The organism is Streptomyces sp. NPDC043746 (genome assembly GCF_056436485.1).
This window is the reverse complement of record NZ_JBWKCM010000029.1, coordinates 44,232-67,915: the sequence shown is the minus strand read 5'-3', so window position 1 is coordinate 67,915 and position 23,684 is coordinate 44,232. Positions and strand designations below refer to the sequence as shown.

General features: G+C 73.2%; 22 protein-coding genes. 14 read left to right on the top strand and 8 right to left on the bottom strand.

Features of this window, described 5'->3' with window-relative positions:
- Window positions 1-149 precede the first annotated feature (149 nt).
- Complete coding sequence (gene pgm, locus AC0682_RS26025; protein ID WP_478535442.1) at window positions 150-1,793, top strand: phosphoglucomutase (alpha-D-glucose-1,6-bisphosphate-dependent); 1,644 nt, start codon at window positions 150-152, stop codon at window positions 1,791-1,793.
- 153 nt (window positions 1,794-1,946) lie between these two features.
- Here the strand turns inward: pgm and meaB are convergent, their stop codons facing one another.
- Genes meaB through AC0682_RS26010 form a run of 3 tightly spaced genes read right to left on the bottom strand, consistent with a single transcriptional unit; the run spans window position 1,947 to window position 7,048 of the window.
- The gene (gene meaB, locus AC0682_RS26020) at window positions 1,947-2,942 is read right to left on the bottom strand and encodes a methylmalonyl Co-A mutase-associated GTPase MeaB (RefSeq protein ID WP_478535441.1); all 996 of its coding nucleotides are present in this window, start codon (window positions 2,940-2,942) and stop codon (window positions 1,947-1,949) included.
- 12 nt (window positions 2,943-2,954) lie between these two features.
- On the bottom strand, window positions 2,955-5,186 hold the full coding sequence (gene scpA, locus AC0682_RS26015; RefSeq protein WP_254813137.1) for a methylmalonyl-CoA mutase: 2,232 nt from the start codon (window positions 5,184-5,186) through the stop codon (window positions 2,955-2,957).
- A complete protein-coding gene (locus AC0682_RS26010) occupies window positions 5,186-7,048 on the bottom strand; it encodes a methylmalonyl-CoA mutase family protein (RefSeq protein ID WP_478535440.1) in 1,863 nt (620 codons plus the stop codon). The genes scpA and AC0682_RS26010 overlap by 1 nt, the downstream gene beginning before the upstream one ends.
- 308 nt (window positions 7,049-7,356) lie before the next feature.
- On the opposite strand from AC0682_RS26010, the gene AC0682_RS26005 reads away from it, so the two are divergent.
- The 3 genes from AC0682_RS26005 (at window position 7,357) to AC0682_RS25995 (ending at window position 9,036) form a co-directional block, all read left to right on the top strand.
- Entirely contained in the window at window positions 7,357-7,884 is a 528-nt protein-coding gene (locus tag AC0682_RS26005; RefSeq protein WP_478535439.1) for an SHOCT domain-containing protein, read from the top strand.
- Window positions 7,885-7,937: 53 nt separating this feature from the next.
- Window positions 7,938-8,786, top strand: a complete 849-nt coding sequence (locus AC0682_RS26000) for a tyrosine-protein phosphatase (protein WP_478535438.1) — start codon at window positions 7,938-7,940, stop codon at window positions 8,784-8,786.
- 70 nt (window positions 8,787-8,856) lie between these two features.
- Entirely contained in the window at window positions 8,857-9,036 is a 180-nt protein-coding gene (locus AC0682_RS25995) for a hypothetical protein (RefSeq protein ID WP_478535437.1), read from the top strand.
- Window positions 9,037-9,119: 83 nt separating this feature from the next.
- On the opposite strand, the gene AC0682_RS25990 is transcribed toward AC0682_RS25995, so the two are convergent.
- Window positions 9,120-9,671, bottom strand: a complete 552-nt coding sequence (locus tag AC0682_RS25990; protein WP_478535436.1) for a hypothetical protein — start codon at window positions 9,669-9,671, stop codon at window positions 9,120-9,122.
- The gene (locus AC0682_RS25985; protein WP_478535435.1) at window positions 9,668-10,249 is read right to left on the bottom strand and encodes a hypothetical protein; all 582 of its coding nucleotides are present in this window, start codon (window positions 10,247-10,249) and stop codon (window positions 9,668-9,670) included. Before AC0682_RS25985 ends, AC0682_RS25990 begins: the two co-directional genes overlap by 4 nt.
- Window positions 10,250-10,454: 205 nt before the next feature.
- Between AC0682_RS25985 and AC0682_RS25980 the strand changes: the two genes are divergently transcribed.
- Complete coding sequence (locus AC0682_RS25980) at window positions 10,455-10,949, top strand: GNAT family N-acetyltransferase (protein WP_478535434.1); 495 nt, start codon at window positions 10,455-10,457, stop codon at window positions 10,947-10,949.
- A gap of 7 nt (window positions 10,950-10,956) precedes the next feature.
- Here the strand turns inward: AC0682_RS25980 and AC0682_RS25975 are convergent, their stop codons facing one another.
- Window positions 10,957-11,337: a VOC family protein gene (locus AC0682_RS25975; protein WP_478535432.1), complete on the bottom strand. Its 381-nt coding sequence runs from the start codon at window positions 11,335-11,337 to the stop codon at window positions 10,957-10,959.
- 224 nt (window positions 11,338-11,561) lie between these two features.
- Between AC0682_RS25975 and AC0682_RS25970 the strand changes: the two genes are divergently transcribed.
- Window positions 11,562-12,089, top strand: coding sequence for a DUF6328 family protein (locus AC0682_RS25970; protein ID WP_478535431.1), 528 nt, complete (start codon window positions 11,562-11,564; stop codon window positions 12,087-12,089).
- A 5-nt stretch (window positions 12,090-12,094) separates the two neighbouring features.
- Here AC0682_RS25970 and AC0682_RS25965 read toward each other — a convergent pair whose 3' ends face one another.
- Both AC0682_RS25965 and AC0682_RS25960 read right to left on the bottom strand, forming a co-directional pair.
- Window positions 12,095-12,919, bottom strand: coding sequence for a VOC family protein (locus AC0682_RS25965; protein WP_478535429.1), 825 nt, complete (start codon window positions 12,917-12,919; stop codon window positions 12,095-12,097).
- A gap of 320 nt (window positions 12,920-13,239) precedes the next feature.
- A complete protein-coding gene (locus AC0682_RS25960; protein WP_478535428.1) occupies window positions 13,240-13,596 on the bottom strand; it encodes a DUF6479 family protein in 357 nt (118 codons plus the stop codon).
- A gap of 88 nt (window positions 13,597-13,684) precedes the next feature.
- Between AC0682_RS25960 and AC0682_RS25955 the strand changes: the two genes are divergently transcribed.
- The 8 genes from AC0682_RS25955 (at window position 13,685) to AC0682_RS25920 (ending at window position 23,630) form a co-directional block, all read left to right on the top strand.
- Window positions 13,685-14,650, top strand: a complete 966-nt coding sequence (locus AC0682_RS25955) for an LLM class F420-dependent oxidoreductase (protein ID WP_478535426.1) — start codon at window positions 13,685-13,687, stop codon at window positions 14,648-14,650.
- Window positions 14,651-14,740: 90 nt separating this feature from the next.
- Complete coding sequence (locus AC0682_RS25950) at window positions 14,741-15,136, top strand: hypothetical protein (RefSeq protein ID WP_254813139.1); 396 nt, start codon at window positions 14,741-14,743, stop codon at window positions 15,134-15,136.
- A gap of 87 nt (window positions 15,137-15,223) precedes the next feature.
- Window positions 15,224-15,787 (top strand): 2Fe-2S iron-sulfur cluster-binding protein, encoded by a 564-nt coding sequence (locus tag AC0682_RS25945; protein ID WP_254813140.1) that lies wholly within the window; start codon window positions 15,224-15,226, stop codon window positions 15,785-15,787.
- Entirely contained in the window at window positions 15,784-16,794 is a 1,011-nt protein-coding gene (locus AC0682_RS25940; RefSeq protein ID WP_478535425.1) for an FAD binding domain-containing protein, read from the top strand. The genes AC0682_RS25945 and AC0682_RS25940 overlap by 4 nt, the downstream gene beginning before the upstream one ends.
- A 39-nt stretch (window positions 16,795-16,833) precedes the next feature.
- Window positions 16,834-18,930 (top strand): xanthine dehydrogenase family protein molybdopterin-binding subunit, encoded by a 2,097-nt coding sequence (locus tag AC0682_RS25935; RefSeq protein ID WP_478535423.1) that lies wholly within the window; start codon window positions 16,834-16,836, stop codon window positions 18,928-18,930.
- 184 nt (window positions 18,931-19,114) lie between these two features.
- Entirely contained in the window at window positions 19,115-19,585 is a 471-nt protein-coding gene (locus AC0682_RS25930) for an ATP-binding protein (RefSeq protein WP_478535422.1), read from the top strand.
- Window positions 19,586-19,733: 148 nt separating this feature from the next.
- Window positions 19,734-21,146, top strand: a complete 1,413-nt coding sequence (locus tag AC0682_RS25925; RefSeq protein ID WP_478535420.1) for an NADP-dependent succinic semialdehyde dehydrogenase — start codon at window positions 19,734-19,736, stop codon at window positions 21,144-21,146.
- A gap of 87 nt (window positions 21,147-21,233) precedes the next feature.
- Complete coding sequence (locus tag AC0682_RS25920; RefSeq protein ID WP_478535419.1) at window positions 21,234-23,630, top strand: phosphoketolase family protein; 2,397 nt, start codon at window positions 21,234-21,236, stop codon at window positions 23,628-23,630.
- Window positions 23,631-23,684 lie beyond the last annotated feature (54 nt).

Genomic DNA, 23,684 nt, shown 5'->3' with positions numbered 1-23,684 from the left:
ATGCCACCCCCGTACGGAGGCGGACCCGTCGCACACCCGAGCGGGGCAAGGGGACAGAATCGGGTACGGATCGGGGCGATCGCCCACCCCGGGACGACGGCCCGCACCCCAGGGCCGACGACGACGAAGAAGACGCAAGAGGAGACCCGATGGCGCACGCACGGGCCGGGCAGCCGGCACAGTCCGCGGACCTGGTCGATGTGGCTCGGCTGGTGACGGCCTACTACGCCCTCCACCCCGACCCGGCCGAACCCGCCCAGCGGGTCACCTTCGGCACCTCGGGCCACCGCGGCTCCGCGCTCGCGGCGGCGTTCAACGACGACCACATCGCCGCCACCACCCAGGCGATCTGCGACTACCGGGCCCGCCAGGGCACCGACGGGCCGCTCTTCCTGGGCGCCGACACCCACGCCCTCTCCGAGCCCGCCCGGACCACCGCCCTGGAGGTCCTCGCCGCCAACGGGGCCACCGTCCTCATCGACGGTGAGGACGGCTACACCCCGACGCCCGCCGTCTCGCACGCCATCCTCGCGTACAACCGGGGACGCACCGAACACCTGGCCGACGGCATCGTGGTCACCCCGTCGCACAACCCGCCCGCCGACGGCGGCTTCAAGTACAACCCGCCGAACGGCGGACCGGCCGCCTCCGAGGCCACCTCCTGGATCCAGGACCGGGCCAACGCCCTGATCGGGGCGGGGCTCGACGGCGTCCGCCGCATCCCGTACACCCGCGCCCTGGCCGCCGACACCACGCACCGGCACGACTTCCTGACCGCGTACGTCGACGACCTCCCCTCCGTCCTGGACCTGGACGCCGTACGGGAGGCGGGCATCCGGATCGGCGCCGACCCGCTCGGCGGAGCCTCCGTCGCGTACTGGGGGCGGATCGCGGAGCGCCACCGGCTCGACCTCACCGTCGTCAATCCGCTCGCCGACCCCACCTGGCGGTTCATGACGCTGGACTGGGACGGCAGGATCCGGATGGACTGCTCATCGCCGCACGCCATGGCCTCGCTCATCGAGCAGCGCGACGCGTACACCATCGCCACCGGCAACGACGCCGACGCCGACCGGCACGGCATCGTCACCCCCGACGGCGGTCTGATGAACCCCAACCACTACCTGGCCGCCGCCATCGACTACCTCTACACCCACCGCGAGGCCTGGCCCGCCCAAACGGGCATCGGCAAGACGCTGGTCTCCTCCTCGATGATCGACCGCGTCGCCCACGACCTCGGCCGCCCCCTGGTGGAGGTCCCGGTCGGCTTCAAGTGGTTCGTCGACGGGCTCTACGACGGCACGCTCGGCTTCGGCGGAGAGGAGTCGGCCGGTGCCTCCTTCCTGCGCCGCGACGGCCGGGTCTGGACCACCGACAAGGACGGCATCCTGCTGGCCCTGCTCGCCGCCGAGATCACCGCCGTCACCGGCTCCACCCCCTCCCAGGGCTATGCCCGGCTCACCGCCCGCTTCGGAGACCCCGCCTACGCCCGGGTCGACGCCCCCGCCACCCGCGAGGAGAAGGCGGTCCTCGCCAAACTCTCCCCGCAGCAGGTCAAGGCCGACACCCTGGCGGGCGAGCGCATCACCGCCGTCCTGACCGAGGCCCCCGGCAACGGGGCGGCGATCGGCGGCCTCAAGGTCTGCACCGACAGCGCCTGGTTCGCCGCCCGCCCCTCGGGCACGGAGGACGTCTACAAGGTCTACGCCGAGAGCTTCCAGGGCCCCGACCACCTCACCCGGGTCCAGGAGGAGGCACGCGCCCTGGTCTCGGAGGCGCTGGACGGCGCCTGATCCGGTACGCGGCCACCGCGCCCGGCCCGCGGGGTGCCCGGGCGCGGAGGAGGGCGGCGCGGGCCGGGCGCGCTGACGAACCGGCAGGAGGCCTCCACCGAAACGCCGATGGGCCCCTCCGCCCGGGGGCCCATCGGTCCGTCGTCGCACGGCTCAGGCGGGCTCGTCGCCCCGGAACGCGTGCAGGATCTCCTCGGCCGCCAGGGTCGCCGTCAACGCGCCCTCGCGGACGCGCTGTTCGAGCTCCGGAGCCAGCTTCCGTACGGCGGGGTGGTTGCGCAGGCTGTCCAGCAGCTCGTCGCGGACCATGGACCAGGTCCAGTCCACCTGCTGGTCACGGCGCTTGGCCGCCAGCCTGCCGGTGGACTCCAGAACCGTACGGTGCTGCTCCAGCCGGTCCCAGAGCGTGTCGAGCCCGGTCGACTCGCGGGCGCTGCACGTGAGCACCGGAGGCGTCCAGGCCGCGTCCGCCGGGTGCATCAGCCGCAGCGCGCCCGCCAGTTCACGCGCCGCCGACCGGGCGTCGCGCTCGTGCGGGCCGTCCGCCTTGTTCACGGCGATGGCGTCCGCCAGCTCCAGGACACCCTTCTTGATGCCCTGCAACTGGTCGCCGGTCCGGGCCAGGGTCAACAGCAGGAACGTGTCGACCATGTTGGCCACGGCCGTCTCCGACTGTCCGACCCCCACCGTCTCGACGAGCACCACGTCGTACCCCGCCGCCTCCATCACCACGATGGACTCCCGGGTGGCCTTCGCCACCCCGCCCAGCGTTCCGGCGGTGGGGGAGGGGCGGACGAAGGCGGCCGGGTCCACCGCCAGCCGCTCCATCCGGGTCTTGTCACCCAGGATGGAGCCCCCCGTGCGGCTGGAGGACGGGTCCACGGCCAGCACCGCCACCCGGTGGCCGAGCCCGGTGAGCATCGTGCCGAGCGCGTCGATGAACGTGGACTTCCCCACGCCCGGCACCCCGCTGATCCCGATCCGCCGGGCCGCCCCCGCATGCGGCAGCAACCGGCTCAACAACTCCTGGGCCAGCACCCGGTGTTCGGCCCGCGTCGACTCGACGAGCGTGATCGCGCGGGCGATGAACGCCCGCCTGCCGTCGAGCACTCCCTGCACATAACCGTCGATGTCGATCTTGGCAGCCATCCGGTCAGCGGCTCACAGCTCGTGGCCGAGCGCGGCACCGAGCCGCGTCACCAGATCGTGGGCCGCGTCCGGGATGACCGTCCCCGGCGGGAAGACCGAGGCGGCCCCCGCCTCGTGCAGCGCCTCGACGTCCTGCGGCGGGATCACCCCGCCCACCACGATCATGATGTCCTCGCGCCCCTCGGCGGCCAGCTCCTCCCGCAGTGCCGGCACCAGGGTGAGGTGCCCGGCCGCCAGCGAGGAGACGCCCACGATGTGCACGTCCGCCTCCACCGCCTGCCGCGCCACCTCGCCCGGCGTCTGGAACAGCGGGCCGACGTCCACGTCGAAGCCCAGGTCGGCGAAGGCCGTGGCGATCACCTTCTGGCCCCGGTCGTGGCCGTCCTGGCCCATCTTGGCGACCAGGATGCGCGGACGGCGCCCCTCCGCCTCCTCGAACGCGTCGACCAGCGCGCGGGTCCGGTCCACCGAAGGGGAATCCCCTGCCTCTTTGCGGTACACACCGGAGATCGTACGGATCTGCCCGGCGTGCCGCCCGTACACCTTCTCCAGCGCGTCCGAGATCTCCCCGACCGTGGCCATCGCCCGCGCCGCGTCCACCGCGAGCGCCAGCAGATTGCCCTCCAGGCCCGGGCCCGGGGCACGCTCGGCGGCGGCCGTCAGCGCGCGCAGCGCCTCCTGGCAGGCCACCTCGTCGCGCTCCTCGCGCAGTCGGCGCAGCTTCTCGATCTGCTGGGTGCGCACCGAGGAGTTGTCGACCTTGAGCACGTCGATCTGCTCGTCGGTCTCCACCCGGTACTTGTTCACCCCGATCACCGGCTGCCGCCCGGAGTCGATCCGCGCCTGCGTCCGGGCGGCGGCCTCCTCCACCCGGAGCTTGGGGATGCCCGCGTCGATGGCCTTCGCCATCCCGCCGGCCGCCTCCACCTCCTCGATGTGCTGCCAGGCCCGCTCCGCCAGGTCGCGCGTCAGCTTCTCCACGTACGCACTGCCGCCCCACGGGTCGATGACCCGGCAGGTGCCCGACTCCTGCTGGAGCAGGAGCTGGGTGTTGCGGGCGATCCGCGCCGAGAAGTCCGTGGGCAGCGCCAGCGCCTCGTCCAGCGCGTTGGTGTGCAGCGACTGGGTGTGCCCCTGCGTCGCGGCCATCGCCTCCACACACGTACGCGTCACGTTGTTGAACACGTCCTGCGCGGTGAGCGACCACCCGGAGGTCTGCGAATGGGTCCGCAGCGACAGGGACTTGGGGTTCTTCGGGTCGAACTGCTTGACCAGGCGCGCCCAGAGCAGCCGGGCCGCCCGCAACTTGGCGACCTCCATGAAGAAGTTCATCCCGATCGCCCAGAAGAACGACAGCCGGGGCGCGAACGCGTCGACGTCCAGACCGGCTTCCTGCCCGGCGCGCAGGTACTCCACCCCGTCGGCCAGCGTGTACGCCAGCTCCAGGTCGGCCGTGGCACCCGCCTCCTGGATGTGGTAGCCGGAGATAGAGATGGAGTTGTAGCGCGGCATCTTCTGCGAGGTGAACGCGAAGATGTCGGAGATGATCCGCATCGACGGCGTCGGCGGATAGATGTAGGTGTTGCGGACCATGAACTCCTTGAGAATGTCGTTCTGAATGGTCCCGGCCAGCTTCTCGGGCGGTACGCCCTGCTCCTCGGCGGCCACGATGTACAGCGCCAGCACGGGGAGCACCGCGCCGTTCATCGTCATCGACACCGACATCCGGTCCAGCGGAATGCCGTCGAAGAGCTGGCGCATGTCGTAGATGGAGTCGATCGCCACCCCGGCCATGCCGACATCGCCGGTCACCCGGGGGTGGTCGCTGTCGTACCCCCGGTGGGTCGGCAGGTCGAAGGCGACCGACAGGCCCTTCTGCCCGGCCGCGAGGTTGCGCCGGTAGAAGGCGTTCGACTCCTCGGCCGTGGAGAACCCCGCGTACTGACGGATCGTCCAGGGCTGGTTGACGTACATCGTGGGGTACGGACCGCGCAGGTACGGGGCGATGCCCGGGTAGCTGTGCAGTGCGTCCAGACCCTCCAGGTCCTCGCCCGTGTAGAGCGGCTTGACCGTGATGCCCTCGGGCGTCTCCCAGAGCGGGGCTTCGGAGCCGTCGGCCGTCTCGGCCACGGCGGCCTGCCACTCCTCCGCGGAGACGGAGGGGGCCGGGGAGGCGGGGGACTCCAGCGCGACCTCGGAGAAGTCGGGAACGGAGGACGTCTGTTCCGTGGGCGGTGTCTGCATCACGCCACTCCCATGCGATCGAGTACGGAGGTGAGAACGGCGACCGCGTCGCAGCCCGCGAAGACGTAGGCGTCGACGTCGGCGTACTCGCCGGGGCGCCCGGCCAGGAACACCCGCGCCGCGCCCGCCGACTTCAGCGCCCCGGCCACCGCGGCCGCCTGCTCGGCGTACAGGGCGTCCGACGAGCAGAGACAGGCGACACCCGCACCGGAGGCGGTGAAGGCACCGGCCGCCGTCCCCGCGTCCACCGACACCGGCTGGTGCACCGCCTCGATCCCGCCTGCCCCGAAGAGGTTGACGGCGAACGAGACCCGCGCGGTGTGCGCGGCGGCCGGCCCCAGCGCGGCGACGAACACCTTCGGCCGCGCGCCGGTCGCCGCCAGGTGTGCGTCGGAGCGGGCCCGCAGCGCCTCGAACGCCTCGTCGCGCCGGACCCGGGGCAGACCGCCCGGGGCGTCCGCGTACGGATCGGGTGCAGGCTCGCGCTCCACCGGCCGTTCGGAGGGCAGCGGGAACTCGCTGACCCCCGTCACCGGCTCCTTGCGGCGGGCCAGCTTCGCACTGCGCGCCGCCCACGTGGCGGCCAGCCGCTCCGCCACCATCCCCGAGCGCAGCGCGGCGGGCAGATCGCCCGCCCGCTCGGTCTCCTGGAAGAACGCCCAGGCGGCGGCAGCCAGTTCGTCGGTCAGCCGCTCCACGTACCAGGAGCCGCCCGCCGGGTCGATGACCCGGGCCAGATGCGACTCCTCGATCAGGATCGTGGAGGTGTTCCGGGCGATCCTGCGGGCGAACGCGTCGGGCAGCCCCAGCGCGTGGTCGAACGGCAGGACCGTGACGGCGTCCGCGCCGCCGACCCCCGCGCCCAGCGTGGCGAGCGTGGTGCGCAGCATGTTCACCCACGGGTCGCGGCGCGTCATCATCACCGGGGAGGTCACGGCGTGCTGGCGCTGCGCGCCGGCGGCGGGCGCCCCCGAAGCCTCGGCGACCCGCGCCCAGAGCCGGCGCGCGGCCCGCAGCTTGGCGATCGTGAGGAACTGGTCGGCTGTCGCCGCGTAACGGAACTCCAGCTGCCCGCAGGCCGCCTCCACGCCCATCCCGGCCCCGGTCAGCGCCCGCAGATAGGCGACACCGGTCGCCAGGGAGAGCCCCAGCTCCTCGGCGGCCGAGCCACCGGCCTCGTGGTACGGCAGCGCGTCCACGGAGATCGCCCGCAGCTCCGGGTACTGCGCACCGCAGACCTCCGCCCAGCGGACGGCGGTGGTGAGGTCGGCCTCGATCCCGGTCCGGGCCTCGTGGCCGAGCGGGTCGGCGCCCAGGGTCCCCCGGGCCTCGCCGTTGGCGACGCCCCGCTCCCCGTAAAGCCGCAGCAGCTCGGTGGCGGCGGCGTCCAGGTCGGCGGGGGCGTCGAGCACGATCGGCGCCAGGTCGAGGTAGACGCCCTCCAGCGCGCGGCCGAGCGCGTCCACGGGGAGACCGGCCGGACCGCCGACGGTGAGCCAGAGGGAGGTGACCCCGTTCTCCAGATCACCGAGCACGGCCTCGTTGAGCCGGGCCGGGTCCGTCAGGGCGTGGCGCTGGCGTACGTCCCAGCCGCCCGCCGCGTTCCCTGCGGCCCCGCTGCCCCGGGTGAAAGGCGCGAAGCCGGGAAAACCGGTGTCCGGAGAGATGTCGTTCGCGGTGTAGAGAGGCCGGGTGGTGAGCCCGTCCTCCAGTGTGGTGGACAGCGCTTCCTCGGCGGCCGAGCCCGAGACTTCCTTGCCCGACTTGCGCAGAACGCCTTCGACGAGGCTCTGCCACTGGTCATGGGAGGGGTCGGGGAACGCGGCGGCCGGAGAGAGCCCGTCAGCAGGCTGGACCGTCATGCTCAGATGCTAGGCCAGCGCGGGGAATGAGCAGCAGGGGCACGTGCTGTGACCTTGCCCTCTCCGGTCCGCACTTGATCCTTTACTTACTGTCGCGTTACTGGCACGACGTCCACCGGGCACCCAGCCCGGAGCGGGCCGGGGGCAACACGGCCATGCCGGACATCGGATGAATTGACCAGTTGATGCATATTATGTGGGTAGTTTTCCGGTTTCTTATGCAATCCCTGTCATACCTGCCATCTTCTGGAACACCCGTATCCACCCCGGAGCCTCAGCGGGCGCCGGGATGCGGAGAGGACGCGACCGTGGCCGTCGGACCTGTGGAACACCTCGTCATCGCCTTCCCCGGCAGCGGCTTCACCCGGACCGTCGTGCCCGTCCTCGCCGGTGCCGTGGCGTCCGGCGCCGTACACCCCGCCGACCTCGCCTTCGTCCGCCGCGCCGAAGGGGGCGCGCTGACCCCGGTGGAGCTGCGGGAACTCGACCCGGAGGGGACGGTTCCGTCCGACCCGGCGGAGGCCGGGGCCGCCGTGGCGCTGGACGCCGGGGGCATCGAGGTGCTGGAGGGGAGTGTGCCGGGTGGGGAGGCGGTCGCCCTGGTCGTCCGCGAGGACCTGTGGACCTCCGAGCTGGCCCGGGCCTTCCGCGAGGCGGGAGGCGCCTTCGTCGCCCACGAGCGGTTCGGGGCGGCGGCCGCCGCCCCGGACGCGGACGAGGCCTTGGAGGGGGACGACATCATCACCCGGCTGGAGCGGCTCGCGGAGCTGTGGCGGCGGGAGGTGCTCACGGACGCCGAGTTCGCGGAGCAGAAGGCGAAGCTGCTGGCGGACTGAGCCCGGGCCGGTGGGGTCCTGGGTGTTCTCATCAGGGAAAGAGGCAGTGCATCGTGGAGACCGCCCGGACCGTTCCGGCCGCCACCGTCGTCAACCTGCGTGACCTGGGGGGTATCGCCCTGGGCTCAGGCCGCCGGGTGCGGCAGGGGGTCCTGTTCCGCTCGGGGCAGCTGAGCGAGCTGGAGCCGGACCGCGACCGGGCGGTGGCCGCACTCGGCATCCGGACGGTCGTCGACCTGCGCACCGCCGACGAACGCCAGTGGTCCCCGGACCGCCTCCCGGCCCGGGCCAGGCTCTTCGTGGCCGACGTCCTCGGTGACCACCCGGGTGTGGCCCCGGCCAGGCTCAAGGCGCTGCTGGCCGATCCGGACGAGGCGGGCCGGATGCTGGGCGGCGGCCGGGCCGAGGAGCTGTTCGCGGAGACCTACCGCAAGATGGTCCTCTCGCCGGGCGCCGCCGCCGCCTACCGGGCCTTCCTGGAGACCGTCGCCGACCCCGCCGCCCGGCCGGTGCTCTTCCACTGCACGGCGGGCAAGGACCGAACCGGCTGGGCGGCGGCCGTCCTGCTGATGATCCTCGGGGCCTCCCGGGAGACCGTGCGCTCGGACTTCCTGGCGGTGAACCCCGCCGTACGCGCCGCCTTCGCGCCGTACGTCCAGAAGTTCCTGGACGGCGGCGGCGACCCGGCCGTCGCGGCGGCCGTCGTCGAGGTGCGCCCCCGCTATCTGGACACGGCGCTCGACGCGATGGACGAGCGCTGGGGAGGGCTCGACGGTTACGTGCGGACCGGACTGCGCCTTCCTGAGGCGGTGCTGGACCGGCTGGGTGAGGGGCTGGTGATCGGCGGCCGACCGTCGGCCGGTCGCCGCGCGGAGGGTGCGCGGTCTGAGGTCCCGGTGTGACACTTATACCCCTGGGGGGTATATTGGCGGGTGTCGGGAACCGCTGTCGTCCGCCGGGAGAGGGATCACCATGAGCACCGGACTGAGGATCGCCGCCTTCGCCGCCGCGGTCGGCGCCGTCTTCGCCATCGCCTTCGGGGTGGGCAGGGTGGCGGGCCCGGACCCGGAACCCACCCCCGGGCCCCGTACCCACCAGCCCGACACCACCCACTCCTCGACCCACCCGCAGGAGAGCGGCGAGGGTCACTGACCCACCCCATCGCGCGGGGCCGGTCCGACCGGTACGCATCGGTCGGGCCGGCCCCGCATCCGCGTGAACGGCGCGCGCACCGCTCAGAGACGGATCAGGCGCTCCGTGAGATCGCGGTACTGCCGGAGGGCGATCCGCAGATCCTCCGTCTCCGCCCCGGACCGTTCGTCGTCCCGGTCGGCGCGCAGTAGCCGGGACCGCTCAGCCAGGGCCTCGGTGAGTCCCGCGACCACCTCGTCGAAGGCGGCGTCGGCCTCCTGCACGGCCCGGCGCGGGTCCTCCACGAATCCGGCGACCGCCTGGTGGACGCGCGCGTCGAACCTCTCCCGCTGATCGGCGGCGAAGAGGGGGCCATCGCCGGGCGTGGGCGTCTCCGTCCGGCCGGGGGAGGCCGTCGTGCGGGAGTCCTCCGGGGGCGCGTCCCCTCGGGCGGGGACGGCCTGGGCCCGGTCGGTGTGTGTCCGGCCGGCCGTCGGCGCGGGCCCGGACGGCTCGGTGGCCGTCGGCGGTACGGGTGTGGCGGGCGTGTTCGGGGGCGGAGGCGTCATGGGCGGCACGCGCTCGGCGCCGGTCGAGGGGGTCGGCCGGCTCGGCGCGTCGCCGGGGGTGCCACCGGTGTTCGGAGTCTGCGTCATGATGTGCCGCGTCCCTTCGTGAGCTGTCGGTTGCCGTGGTCGCGCGGCGCCGGGCCCTCCGCGAGGAGTGCGTCGAAGAGCCCGCGGGCCTCGACGAAGGCCTCGCGCATCTCCTCCGTGCCGGTGCCGTCGTCGCGCGCGGCGTGCACCCGCCGGTAGCCGTCGACATGGCGGGCGTGATGGACGGAGAGCGCGTCCACGCGCTCCTCGAAGCTCTCGCCGGCCGGGAAGCCCCGGTCCCGGGCGAGGTCGGCCAGGAGCGCGTCGGCCTCGGCCACCGCCTGCCGCGGTGACTCCACGAAGTACTCCTGCGTACGGGCCCAGCGGGCGGTGTACTCCGCGCGCGCGGCCTCCGTCAGCGGCCGCATCTCCAGGTCCCCGTGGCGCCGCACCCGCTCGTCCAGCTCGTGCTCGGCCGCCTTGGTGTCGCCGTGGTGCCGGTCGACCACCCGGTCGTACTCGGGGCCGAACCGGCCGCGCAGCCCCCGGCCGCCGGTGGCGCCGCCGCGGACGAGGAAGAAGAAGACGGCGGCGGCCGCGGCGAGTGCCACGGCGATGACGATGATCGCTGTTGTCACGGCTACCGCCCCCACCGCTCGTCGGCCGGTACACGGCTGTGTTGTCGCACAGTGGTCAACCCCTTTCGGTCCTGTGGTCGCCCGGCTGAGACACCGCCGGGCGACGTGCAGGAGTCCGTGTACCCCCGAACAGCCGTTCATGCGGCCGAGGTCCGCCGAACGCTCCCCGTATCCGGAGGGCGTCGCCGTGCGTAATACTCGACGCATGACATCAGCTATTACGAAGTCGCAGCGCGGCCCGCACCGCCCTGCGCCCGTGGTCCGCCGGGCGACGGCGGGCGACGCCCGGCGGCTCACCCGGCTGGTCCGGACGTCACGCGCCTACGAAGGCCCGTACGCCCCGATGGTCGCCGGGTACCGGGTCGGGCCCGACTACATCGAGGCACACCGGGTCTTCGTCGCCGCCGACCGCCACGACGACCGGGTCCTCGGCTTCTACGCGCTGACCCTCCAGCCGCCCGAGCTGGACCTGATGTTCGTCGCCGACGAGGCGCAGGGGCTCGGCATCGGACGGCTGCTCATCGGCCATCTGCGCGAGGAGGCGCGGCGGGCGGGCCTCACCGGTGTCCGGATCGTGGCCCACCCGCCCGCCGAGGGCTTCTACCGCAGTGTGGGCGCCGAGCGCACCGGCACCGCCCGTGCCCACCCGCCGGCGGTCCTGTGGGACCGCCCGGAGCTTCTGCTCCCCGTCGGGGGGTGAACGCCGCTCAGCCGCCGTAGGGGCGGGTGATCAGCTCCATGCCGTGACCGCTGGGATCGGGGAAGTAGACGCCCCGGCCGCCGTCGTTGTGGTTGATCTCGCCCGGGTGCTTGAGATGCGGATCGGCGTAGTACGCGATCCCCAGCTCCTGGATCCGGGCGAACGCGGCGTCGAACTCCGCCTCCGAGACCAGGAAGGCGTAGTGCTGCGGGGTGATCGACTCCTCCGGGACCGTCGCGAAGTCCAGGGTGACGTCGTTCGCGAGGACGACCGGGACGAACGGGCCCCACTCCTGTCCGACTTCCAGGCCCAGCAGATCTGCCAGGAACTCCGCGGACTGGCGGTTGTCGCGGGAATGAATGATGGTGTGGTTCAACTCGACCGACACGGTGGAATGCCTCCAACGGGCATCTCACGGGCTACCTCCACGCCTCACCCGGACGGTGACCGACGCGCGATGCCGTGGACGTGATCCTAGGCGAAGGGCGCGGTGCGGTCGAGCGGACGGCGGTCCCCGCCACCGGGATTGAGCCCGTAGGGCCGGGGAACCCGTAGCCCCGGAGCCGACGGGTGTGCCCGGGCTCCCGCCGGCGTCGAGACGAGGAGGTGCGCGTGTCCACCACCGATGGCAGAGGCCGGGAGGAGACCGAGGAGGAGCGGGCGGACCGGCAGTGGTCCGATCTGCTCCAGGAGTTGCGCGTGGCCCAGACCGGGGTGCAGATCCTCTTCGGTTTTCTCCTCGCCGTGGTGTTCCAGCCGAGGTTCACCGAACTGTCGGAGGTGGACCGGGACATCTACGTCACCACCGTGGTGCTCGGCTCCTCGACCGTCGCCGCCCTCATCGGGCCGGTCACCTACCACCGGCTGCTCACCGGCCGGCTGATGAAGCCGCAGACGGTCATCTGGGCCTCGCGGATGACTCTGGTCGGACTGGTGCTGCTGTTCCTCACGATGTGCTCGACCCTGCTGCTGATCATGCGCGTCGCGCTCCACAGCCCGTTCGCGCTCTGGCTGGTCGGCGGCATCGCGCTGTGGTTCCTGGCCTGCTGGTTCGTCTTCCCCGTCTGGGCGCTGGCCCGAAACCGCTCCGGACCACGCGACGACGCGCCGCTTCCCGACTCCGAGGACCGGGAGGGCTGAGCGGCTCAGCCCCAGGAGTCGACCGGGCCGCGCACATCGGTCACCGTGAACAGCGCACCGTCGGGGTCCCGCAGGGTGGCCTCGCTGCCGCCCGCGACGGCCCTCTCCTCCACCAGGGTGCCGCCCTCCCTCACGGCCTCGGCCACCGTCACGGGGACGTCCGCCACCGGGAACTGCGCCTGCCAGTGCGGGCGCACCAGCGGGTCCACGGCGGCCTCCACCGCCCCGGAGCTGATCCGGGCCAGCGGCCGGCCCTCGCACCGCACGATGACCTCGTCACCCTCGTACGCGACGTCGCAGCAGCCCGGACGGCCGCTCGCCCAGTCGAGCACCTCGCCGTAGAAGATGGCGGCGTCGAACGCGTTGCGGGTGCGCAACCGCAGCCAGGTGTGGGCGTGGCCCTCGGGGGCCGGCGGCGAGGCGACCGGCTCGGTGCGCTCCCAGAGGCCGAACGAGGCGCCGTCCCGGTCGGAGGCCAGGACACCGCGCCCCTTGCCGAGTGTCAGCGGCCCCACCGCCACCGTCCCGCTGCGCTCCCGGACCCGTGCGGCGGCCACATCGGCGTCCGCCACCGCGAAGTACGGGGTCCACGCCACCGCCACCTGGTACGCGGTGGAGACCGCGAAGATCCCCGCCACCGGGATGTCGCCGCGGCGGGCCACGGAGAACTCCGCGCCGACCTTCCCCGGGCGGAACGTCCACCCCAGCACCCCGGAGTAGAACCGCTGGGCGGCCTGGAGGTCCCGCGTCATCAGGGTCACCCAGCACGGTGCGGCCGGGCCGGTCAGGGGCGCCGTCGACGGGGCCGTACGGGGGTCGCTTCCGGTCATGGTCCACTGCCTTCTCACGGGGGTGCGGCGAGGGGAGGAGCCGCCGCGGTCCAGCACCCACCCTCGGACGACCCGTGCGGCGGCGCAACGCGGGGCCGCACGGGTGGCGCGCTCACCGTCCGGTGCGCGGCGGGGCGTCCGTGACGTGCGGCAGGGCCCGGCCCGCCTGCGGCCATCCCTCGTACACCGGCCGCGCGCCGGAAGGCGACGTGGGCCGGGGCCGACCCGGTGCCCGGAATGGCGGCCTCCCGGGCCGTACTGCCGGTGACCAGGGCCCGGGTGGCCGGGGCCGGGCAGACCCGCCTCCTGAGGGGGACGGGTCAGCTGCGCGGGGGATCGGTGTCGGGCCGCGGGTCGTCCCCGTGGGGCGGGAGCGGTGCGTTGCCGTGGTCGTCGAGCTGGTGCGGGTTGAGGGCGCTGCCGTCGGTGGGGAAGCGGTCGCTGCCGTGCGGGTCGTGCGTCTCGATGTGCGTGCGTCCCTCGGGTTTGTGGGGCTGCTCGTCGGGGCGCGGCGGCGGCAGCTCCGCGTCCCTCTTCCGCTTGCCCAGCAGGAAGCCGCCGATCAGCAGCCCGACCACGGCGAGCGCGGCGATGGGGAAGAGGATGGCCGCCAGCGCGCCCGTCCCGTCGGCGAGGGGGGCGGCCAGTGCCTGTGTGGCTCCGTTCGATACGTCCATGGTTGCCGCATACCCCTGAGGAAGGGCGTCAGTCGGCTGATCACAGCAATTCATGTTTTATGGGTATCTCAGGGGAAAAGCGTTTCGCATGGTGCGAATCGGCTACACGATGATGACCGAACAGACCGGACCGCGAGAGCTCGTACGGGACGTGGTCGCCGCGGAACAGGCGGGCTTCGACTTCTCCGTCACCTCCGACCACTACTTCCCCTGGCTCCGGGAGCAGGGCCACTCCCCGTACGCCTGGGCGGTCCTCGGCGCGGCGGCGCAGGCCACCGAGCGCATCGGCCTGATGACGTACGTGACCTGCCCGACCACCCGCTACCACCCCGCTGTCGTCGCCCAGAAGGCCGCCACGCTGCAGATCCTGGCCGAGGGCCGGTTCCGGCTCGGCCTCGGCTCCGGCGAGAACCTCAACGAACACGTCGTCGGCGCGGGCTGGCCCGCCGCCCACGTACGGCTGGAGATGCTCGAAGAGGCCGTGGAGATCATCGGCGCCCTCTTCGACGGCGGGAACGTCAACCACCACGGCACCCACTTCGACGTGGAGAACGCCCGCCTCTGGGACCTCCCGGAGACCCGGGTGCCCATCGGCGTCGCCGTCTCCGGCCCGGCCTCCTGCGCCCTCGCCGGGCGCGGCGCCGACCTGGTGATCGCCACCGAGGCCAAGAGCGCGCTGCTGGACGACTTCGACCGCAACGGAGGGGCGGGCAAGCCCCGGGTGGGCCAGCTGCCCGTCTGCTACGACCCCGACCGGGACGCCGCCGTGGCCCGCGCCCACGCACAGTTCCGCTGGTCGCTCGGCGGCTGGAAGGTCAACTCCGAACTCCCCGGACCGACGAGCTTCGCCCAGGCGACCGAACTCGTCCGCGAGGAGGACATCGCCTCCGCCATCCCCTGCGGACCGGACGTCGACGCGTTCGTCGAGGCGGTGCGCGCCTACAGCGACGCGGGCTTCACCGAGATCGCGCTCGTCCAGGTGGGCGGGGAACACCAGCAGTCCTTCATCTCGTGGGCGGAGAAGACCCTCCTGCCCGCTCTCCGGGAGCTGTAGCCCTCTTCGGCCCTTCCCGTGTCGCCGTCGGCCCGATGCGGGGTCAGCCTGGAGTGGACCCGAAGGCCGGCATCCGACGGAAGGAACCCCGTGAACAGCACCCCCGAACGAAGCGGCGACGGAGCCACGGACGGCCACGGCCAGGAGGTGCTGGTGTCGCTGAGCCGGTGCGACCTCGCGGACGCGCGGAGCGTCTTCGGTGTGCTCGGCCACGCCTTCGACTCCGACCGCGAGGCGGACGACGAACCCGAGGTGACAAGCGGCCCCCGCCCCACCGTCTGGGTCACCACGGTCGACGTCTCCGAGCCCAGGGCCGCCGCCGAACCCGTGACACTCACCGCCCCCGTCACCGTGGACGCCCAGGGCGGCTACTGGGCCGTGGACCGGCTGCGCACCCATCTCACCGGGGCGTTCGCCGTACGCGTGGTCGGTACGGCGGCGGGGGACCAGGAGCAGGAGGTACGGCTGCGCCTGGAGAACCGCTGACGCGTAACGCGACCCCTTACGGACCACGTACGCCGGAAAGCCTGTGAACCGGGCCGATCAGGGGCCCGCAGTGAAAGGTGCTCGCGCATGGACTCCCTCGCCCTGGAGACGGTCACCGCCCCGGAACCGGTCACCGTCGAACGCTCCTCCGTGACCCTCCGCATCAACGGGGAGGAGACCGATCTGACGCTCGACCACCGCACCACGGTGCTGGACCTGTTGCGCGAACAGCTCGGCCTGACCGGCGCCAAGAAGGGCTGCGACCACGGCCAGTGCGGTGCCTGCACCGTCCTCGTCGACGGCCGCCGCACCAACAGCTGCCTGCTGCTCGCCGTCGCCCAGGACGGCGCGGAGATCACCACGGTGGAGGGCCTGGCCGACGGCGACACCCTCCACCCTCTGCAACAGGCCTTCGTGGAACGCGACGCCCTCCAGTGCGGGTACTGCACCCCCGGGCAGCTCTGCTCGGCCGTCGGGATGCTCACGGAGGCCGCCGACGGCCACCCGTCCCACGCCACCCCTGCGGACGCCCTGACCATGGAACCCGCCACCCTCACCCCGGACGAGATCCGCGAGCGGATGAGCGGCAACCTCTGCCGGTGCGGCGCCTACCCCCGGATCGTCGAAGCCATCGAGGACGTGACACCGTGAAGCCCTTCGGCTACCAGCGACCCACCACCACCGCCGAGGCCGTACGGCTCTGCGCGGCCGGACCCGGCGCCCGGTTCCTGGGCGGTGGCACCAACCTCGTCGACCTCATGAAGCTCGGCGTCGAGGAACCCGGCCTCCTCATCGACGTCACCAGGCTCCCTCTGGACCAGGTGACCGCCGCCCCCGACGGCGGCCTGCGCATCGGCGCCACCGTACGCAACAGCGACCTCGCCGCCCACCCGGACGTACGCCGCGCCTACCCCGCCCTCGCCCAGGCCCTGCTCGCGGGGGCGTCGGGGCAGCTCCGCAACGCCGCCACCACCGGCGGCAACCTCCTCCAGCGCACCCGCTGCACCTACTTCCAGGACGTCTCCAAGCCCTGCAACAAACGGCTCCCCGGCTCCGGCTGCCCCGCCCGCGAGGGCCACCACCGCGACCTCGCGATCCTCGGCCACTCCACCGAGTGCGTGGCCACCAACCCCTCCGACATGGCCGTCGCCCTCGCCGCCCTCGACGCGACCGTGCTGCTGCTCGGGCCGGAGGGCGAACGGAGCGTCCCCGTCACCGAGTTCCACCGGCTGCCCGGCGAGAACCCCGACCAGGACACCGTCATCCGGCCGGGCGAACTCATCACCGAGGTGGTGCTCCCACCGCCCGCCTCCGGCACGGCCTCCCGCTACCGCAAGGCCCGCGACCGGGCCTCGTACGCCTTCGCCCTCGTCTCCGTCGCCGCCACCCTCCAGGTGGACGACGGCCGCGTCGAACGCGCCACGCTCGCCTTCGGCGGGGTCGCCCACCGGCCCTGGCGCGCCCACCGGGCCGAGGCCGAACTCCTCGGCGCCCCCGCCACGCCCGCCGCCTTCCAGCACGCCCTGACCGCCGAACTCGCCGAGGCCCGGCCCCTGCGCGACAACGCCTTCAAGGTGGACCTGGTCCGCCGGGTGGCCCTCGACGTCCTGGGCGAACTCACCGGGCCGCACGACCCCGAGGCCGGCCCGACCGGCTGACCCGCCCCGCCCGCCCCACCGACCGGAGGCCCCACCGCCATGTCGCACGCCCCGCAGCTCACCGGTGCGCCCGTCGTCCGCAGGGAGGCCCGGGACAAGGTCACCGGCACCGCCCGGTACGCGGCCGAGCACACCCCGCCCGGCACCCTGTACGCCTGGCCCGTCCCCGCCTCCATCGCCGCCGGCCGGGTCACCGCCGTACGGGCCGTCGACGCGCTCGCCGCCCCCGGCGTCCGCACCGTCCTCACCCACGACAACGCGCCCCGGCTCGCGGAACCCGACGACCCCATCCTCGCCGTCCTCCAGAGCGACCGGGTCCCGCACCACGGCTGGACCGTCGCCCTGGTCGTCGCGGACTCCCCGGAGGCCGCCCGCACGGGCGCCGGGCGGCTTCTGGTCGAGTACGAGAGCACCGAGCACGACGTGATCCTCACCGAGGACCACCCGGGCCTCTACACGCCCGAGGAGGCCAACGGCGGCTTCCCCGCCGTCCGCAAGCGGGGTGACTTCGAGCGGTCCTTCGCCGCCGCCCCCGTCCAGGTCGACGCCACCTACCGGATGGGCTCGCTCCACAACCACCCCATGGAGCCGCACGCCGCCACCGCCTGGTGGGAGGACGGGCACCTCACCGTCCACGACTCCAGCCAGGGCTCCAACGCCGTACGCAAGAGCCTCGCGCAGGTCTTCGGCCTCGCCCCCGACCGCATCACCGTCCACTCCGAGCACGTGGGCGGCGGCTTCGGATCCAAGGGCACCACCCGCCCCCAGCCGGTCCTGGCCGCTCTTGCCGCCCGCCACACCGGCCACCCGGTGAAGGTGGTCTTCCCCCGCGCCCAGCTCGCGGAGGTCGTCGGCCACCGGGCGCCCACGATCCAGCGGGTGCGCCTCGGCGCCGACCTCGACGGCACCCTGCACGCCCTTTCCCAGGAGATCGCCACCCACACCTCCACCCTCAAGGAGTTCGTCGAGCAGGCCGCCGTACCCGCCCGCGTGATGTACGGGTCGCCGGACAGCACGACCGCCCACCGGGTGGCCGCCCTGGACGTCCCCAGCCCCTCCTGGATGCGCGCACCCGGCGAGGCCTCGGGGATGTACGCGCTGGAGTCGGCCATGGACGAACTCGCCTCCGCCCTCGGCATGGACCCGGTCGAACTGCGGCTGCTCAACGACCCGGCCACCGAACCGGACAGCGGCCGCCCCTTCAGCAGCCGGGGTCTGGCCGCCTGCCTGCGCGAGGGCGCCGACCGGTTCGGCTGGCACGGCCGCGACCCCCGCCCCGCCGCCCGCCAGGACGGCCGCTGGCTCCTCGGTACGGGCGTGGCCTCCGCGACGTACCCCGTCCTCGTCTCCCGGTCCGCCGCACGCGCCCACGCGGCGGCCGACGGAGCCTTCCGGATCGAGGTCAACGCCACCGACATCGGCACCGGCGCCCGGACCGTCCTCGCCCAGATCGCCGCCTCGGCGCTCGGCGTGGACGTGGAGAGCGTCGACGTGGCCGTCGGCTCCACCGACCTGCCCACGGCCCCGCTCGCCGGCGGCTCCTCCGGCACCGCCTCCTGGGGCTGGGCGGTCCACAAGGCGGCGGCCGACCTGGCCGACCGCCTCGCCGGCCACCGGGGGCCGCTCCCCGCCGAAGGGCTGACCACCACCGCCGACACCGAGGAGGAGACCGCCGCGGACTCCCCGTACGCCCGGCACGCCTTCGGAGCCCACTTCGCCGAGACGGCCGTCGACTCCGTCACCGGCGAGATCCGGGTGCGTCGGCTCCTCGGCGTGTACGCCGCGGGGAAGATCCTCAACGCCCGGACCGCGCGCTCCCAGCTCGTCGGCGGCATGGTCATGGGCCTCGGCATGGCGCTCACCGAAGGGTCCGCCATCGACCCGGTCTTCGGAGACTTCACCGCGAAGGACCTCGCCTCCTACCACGTCCCCGTCAACGCCGACGCGCTCGACATCCAGGCCCACTGGATCGACGAGGACGACCGCCACCTCAACCCGATGGGCTCCAAGGGCATCGGCGAGATCGGCATCGTCGGCACGGCCGCCGCCATCGGCAACGCGGTCCGCCATGCCACCGGGGCGCGGATCCGGGAGCTGCCCCTGACCCCCGACCGACTGCTGCCGTACCTCCTCTGACCTCCCGCTGACGAGCGCCGCCGAACGGCCCTCACCAGCGGCGACAGCTCATCTGTTGCGGGGACGGCTCACCCGGGCCACCCTGTTGAGTGACCCAGAAGTGATCAGTGCTCACGCTTCGTGTTCGGGGGTCGTTGGTACGACGGGGTGAAGCAGATGGGCCTCGTGGTGAGGAGCCTCGACGATGACCGTTCCACCCGACCGGCACTACGCGGTCGAACTGCGGGTGTCCGCAGAGCGCGTTTCCCAGGTACGGCGCATCGTCGCCGCCCACCTCCGTCACTGGAGCCTCGAACTCCAGGTCCGGCCGGTCTGCCGGGCCCTGGACGAACTCCTGGCCAATGTCCACCGGCACGTCGGCGACGCGAACACCTGTGTCGTCGAACTCCGCTGGACCGGACGGCACGTCACCGTCTCCGTCGCCGACAACAGCGCCCGGATGCCCCGGCTGCTGGAGACCGGCGGCGGGCTGAGCCGGGTGATGGCCCTCAGCGACAGCTGGGGCACCTGCCGGACCACGGACGGCAAGGTCGTCTGGTTCACCCGCTACGCCCAGGCGCCGCAGACCGCGGGCTTGTCCCCGTACACCCCGCTGCCGGGCGTGCGCGAGTCCCGCCGCGCCCCGCTGGCGGCGTTGGTCCAGACGCTCGTATAGCGACAGCACCCCCACCCGGCCGACGCGGAACGTGCCCCACCGGCACGCATGATCCGCGTCGGCCGGGTACGCGCGGGGGGAGGGGCCGCGTTGCGCCCGGCCACGCGACGCGGCACCGTCGGACTACCGATGCAAGGAGGCCACTGCCATGCCCATCGCGACGGTCAACCCCGCGACCGGCGAACTGATCAGGTCCTACGACGCCCTGGGCGAGGAGGAGACCGAGCGCAGGATCACCGCCGCCCACACCACCTTCCAGCAGTACCGCACCACTCCGTTCGAGCAGCGCGCCGCCTGGCTGAACCGGGCCGCCGACCTGCTGGAGGCGGAACGCGACACCATCGCCCGTACGATGACGCTCGAAATGGGCAAGCCGGTCACCGCGGCCCGCGCCGAGGCGGCCAAGTGCGCCAAGGCGATGCGCTGGTACGCGGCCAACGCCGAACGCCTGCTCGCCGACGAGCACCCCGAGCCCGCCGACGTGACGGACTCCGGCGCCTCCCGCGCCCTGGTCCGCTACCGGCCGCTCGGCGTCGTCCTCGCCGTGATGCCGTGGAACTTCCCGCTCTGGCAGGTCGTGCGCTTCGCCGCCCCCGCCCTGATGGCGGGCAACACCGGCCTCCTCAAGCACGCCTCGAACGTCCCGCAGACCGCGCTCTATCTGGAGGACCTGTTCCACCGGGCCGGATTCCCGGCAGGCTGCTTCCGTACGCTGCTGATCGGCTCGGGCGCCGTCGAGGCCGTCCTGCGCGACCCCCGGGTCGCGGCGGCCACCCTCACCGGCAGCGAACCGGCGGGCCGCGCCGTCGCCGCCACCGCCGGGGACGAGATCAAGAAGACCGTGCTGGAGCTGGGCGGCAGCGACCCGTACATCGTGCTGCCCTCGGCCGACGTCGAGAAGGCCGCCGCCACCGCCGTCACCGCACGCGTCCAGAACAACGGCCAGTCCTGTATCGCCGCCAAGCGGTTCATCGTCCACGCCGACGTGTACGACGCGTTCGCCGAGCACTTCACCGCCGGGATGCGGGACCTCACCGTGGGCGACCCGATGGCGGAGGCCACCGACATCGGGCCGCTCTCCAGCGAACAGGGCCGCACCGACCTGGAGGAGCTGGTCGACGACGCCGTGGAGCGCGGCGCCACCGTCCTGTGCGGCGGCGGCCGGCCCGACCATCTCGACGGCGGCCTGGAGAACGGCTGGTTCTACACCCCGACCGTGCTTGCCGGGATCACCCCCGCCATGCGCATCCACCGAGAGGAGACCTTCGGCCCGGTCGCCACCCTCTACCGGGTCGCGGACCTCGACGAGGCCGTCCACCTGGCCAACGACACCCCGTTCGGGCTCAGTTCCAACGTCTGGACCCGGGACGCGGGGGAGCAGGAACGCTGCGCCCGGGACCTGGAGGCGGGCGGGGTCTTCTTCAACGGGATGACCGCCTCGCACCCGGCCCTGCCCTTCGGCGGGATCAAACGCTCCGGTTACGGGCGGGAGCTGGCCGGGCACGGCATCCGCGAGTTCTGCAACCCGACCACGCTCTGGTACGGCCCCGAGAAGGCCTGAGCCCTGGGCCCTCAAGGCCTCAGCCCCGGTCTTTCCGGGGCAGCCCCGACCACCCGTGCGCCGCCACCCGACGAGGAGACCTGCTCCGTGAGCGACCCCCGCGATGCGAGCGACACCCCCACCCCGTCCGCCCTCTCCGACGAGGAACTCGCCGCGCTCGACGCGCACTGGCGCGCGGCCAACTACCTCGCCGTCGGCCAGATCTACCTGATGGCCAACCCCCCGCTGACCCGGCCGCTCACCCCCGAGGACATCAAGCCGAGGCTGCTCGGCCACTGGGGCACCTCGCCGGGGCTCAACCTCGTCCACACCCATCTCAACCGCGTCGTCAAGGACCGGTCCCTCGACGCGCTCTGCGTCTGGGGCCCGGGCCACGGCGGCCCGGCCGTCCTCGCCAACGCCTGGCTGGAGGGCAGCTACTCCGAGACGTACCCCGACGTGCCCCGCACCGCCGAGGGCATGGGCGTCCTCTTCAAGCAGTTCTCCTTCCCCGGCGGGGTGCCCAGCCATGTCGCCCCGGACGTGCCCGGCTCCATCCACGAGGGCGGCGAACTCGGCTACGCCCTCACCCACGCCTACGGAGCCGCCTTCGACCACCCGAACCTGCTGGTCACCTGCGTGATCGGGGACGGCGAGGCGGAGACCGGACCGCTCGCCGCCTCCTGGCACGCGAACAAGTTCCTCGACCCGGTCCACGACGGGGCCGTCCTGCCGGTCCTCCACCTCAACGGCTACAAGATCGCCAACCCCACCGTCCTGGCCCGCCTCCCCGAGGACGAACTCGACGCCCTCCTGCGCGGCTACGGCCACGACCCGCTCCACGTCACCGGCGACGACCCGGCCACCGTCCACCGGGCGATGGCCGCCGCCATGGACACCGCCGCCGACCGGATCGCCGCCCACCAGCGCGCGGCCCGCGAGGAAGGAGCCACCGAGCGCCCCCGCTGGCCCGTGATCGTCCTGCGCACCCCCAAGGGCTGGACCGGCCCAGAGGAGGTCGACGGCCTCCCCGTCGAGAACACCTGGCGCTCCCACCAGGTCCCGCTCCCGGGGGTCCGGGAGAACCCGGCCCACCTGCGGCAGCTGGAGGACTGGCTGCGCTCCTACCGCCCCGAGGAACTCTTCGACGCCGACGGCCGCCCCACCGCACAGGTCCTCGCCTGCGTCCCCGAGGGCACGGCCCGCCTCGGCTCGACCCCGTACGCCAACGGCGGTCTGCTCCTGCGCACGCTGCCGCTGCCCGCCCTGGAGGGCCACGCCGTACGTGTCGAGAAGCCGGGCGCCGCCCTGCACTCACCGACCCAGGTGCTCGGCGGACTCCTGGAGGCGGTGATGGCCGCGACGGCCGAGCGCCGGGACTTCCGGGTGGTCGGCCCCGACGAGACCGCCTCCAACCGCCTCCAGGACCTCTACCGGGCGACCGGCAAGGCCTGGCAGGCCGAGACCCTGCCCACCGACGAACACCTCGCCCGCGACGGCCGGGTGATGGAGGTGCTCTCCGAACACCTCTGCCAGGGCTGGCTGGAGGGGTACCTCCTGACCGGACGGCACGGACTCTTCTCCAGCTACGAGGCGTTCGCCCACATCGTCGACTCCATGGTCAACCAGCACATCAAATGGCTGCGCACCGCCCGCCGGCTGCCCTGGCGGCGCCCCATCGCCTCGCTCAACTACCTGCTCACCTCGCATGTCTGGCGCCAGGACCACAACGGCTTCTCGCACCAGGACCCCGGCTTCGTCGACCACGTCCTGAACAAGAGCCCCGAAGTCGTCCGGGTCTATCTGCCGCCGGACGCCAACACCCTGCTCTGCGTCGCGGACCACGCCCTGCGCAGCCGGGACCACGTCAACGTGATCGTGGCGGGCAAACAGCCGACCTTCGACTGGCTCACCCTGGAGGAGGCCCGCGCCCACTGCGCCCGCGGGGCCGGGGTGTGGGAGTGGGCCGGGACCGAGGACGGCGGCCGGGAACCGGACGTGGTGCTCGGCTGCGCCGGGGACGTGCCCACCCAGGAGGTGCTGGCCGCCGCCGACCTGCTGCGCCGCCACCTGCCGGAGCTGGCCGTCCGGGTGGTCAACGTCGTCGACATCGCCCGCATGATGCCCAACGAGGAGCACCCGCACGGGATGGCGGACGCCGAGTACGACGCCCTGTTCACCCGGGACCGGCCGGTGATCTTCGCCTACCACGGCTACCCGTGGCTGATCCACCGGCTCGCCTACCGCCGGCGGGGCCACGCCCACCTGCATGTGCGCGGCTACAAGGAGGAGGGCACCACGACCACACCGTTCGACATGGTGGTCCGCAACGACCTGGACCGCTACCGGCTGGTCATGGACGTCATCGACCGGGTGCCGGGGCTCGGCGTCCGCGCGGTCGCCGTACGCCAGGCGATGGCCGACACCCGCACCCGCCACCACGCCTGGATCCGCGAGCACGGCGTCGACCTGCCGGAGGTCGCGGAATGGAGCTGGGGCGGGTGAGCGCCGTGAGGCGCGTGGGGCGATCATGGAGAGCGTCCCACTGCCCCGACCACC

Excerpts from the sequence above, each read along its gene's own strand:
- pgm (WP_478535442.1), top strand. The coding sequence starts at position 150 with ATGGCGCACGCACGGGCCGGGCAGCCGGCACAGTCCGCGGACCTGGTC.
- meaB (WP_478535441.1), bottom strand. The coding sequence starts at position 2,942 with ATGGCTGCCAAGATCGACATCGACGGTTATGTGCAGGGAGTGCTCGAC.
- scpA (WP_254813137.1), bottom strand. The coding sequence starts at position 5,186 with ATGCAGACACCGCCCACGGAACAGACGTCCTCCGTTCCCGACTTCTCC.
- AC0682_RS26010 (WP_478535440.1), bottom strand. The coding sequence starts at position 7,048 with ATGACGGTCCAGCCTGCTGACGGGCTCTCTCCGGCCGCCGCGTTCCCC.
- AC0682_RS25995 (WP_478535437.1), top strand. The coding sequence starts at position 8,857 with ATGAGCACCGGACTGAGGATCGCCGCCTTCGCCGCCGCGGTCGGCGCC.
- AC0682_RS25990 (WP_478535436.1), bottom strand. The coding sequence starts at position 9,671 with ATGACGCAGACTCCGAACACCGGTGGCACCCCCGGCGACGCGCCGAGC.
- AC0682_RS25980 (WP_478535434.1), top strand. The coding sequence starts at position 10,455 with ATGACATCAGCTATTACGAAGTCGCAGCGCGGCCCGCACCGCCCTGCG.
- AC0682_RS25965 (WP_478535429.1), bottom strand. The coding sequence starts at position 12,919 with ATGACCGGAAGCGACCCCCGTACGGCCCCGTCGACGGCGCCCCTGACC.
- AC0682_RS25960 (WP_478535428.1), bottom strand. The coding sequence starts at position 13,596 with ATGGACGTATCGAACGGAGCCACACAGGCACTGGCCGCCCCCCTCGCC.
- AC0682_RS25955 (WP_478535426.1), top strand. The coding sequence starts at position 13,685 with ATGGTGCGAATCGGCTACACGATGATGACCGAACAGACCGGACCGCGA.
- AC0682_RS25945 (WP_254813140.1), top strand. The coding sequence starts at position 15,224 with ATGGACTCCCTCGCCCTGGAGACGGTCACCGCCCCGGAACCGGTCACC.
- AC0682_RS25935 (WP_478535423.1), top strand. The coding sequence starts at position 16,834 with ATGTCGCACGCCCCGCAGCTCACCGGTGCGCCCGTCGTCCGCAGGGAG.
- AC0682_RS25930 (WP_478535422.1), top strand. The coding sequence starts at position 19,115 with ATGACCGTTCCACCCGACCGGCACTACGCGGTCGAACTGCGGGTGTCC.
- AC0682_RS25925 (WP_478535420.1), top strand. The coding sequence starts at position 19,734 with ATGCCCATCGCGACGGTCAACCCCGCGACCGGCGAACTGATCAGGTCC.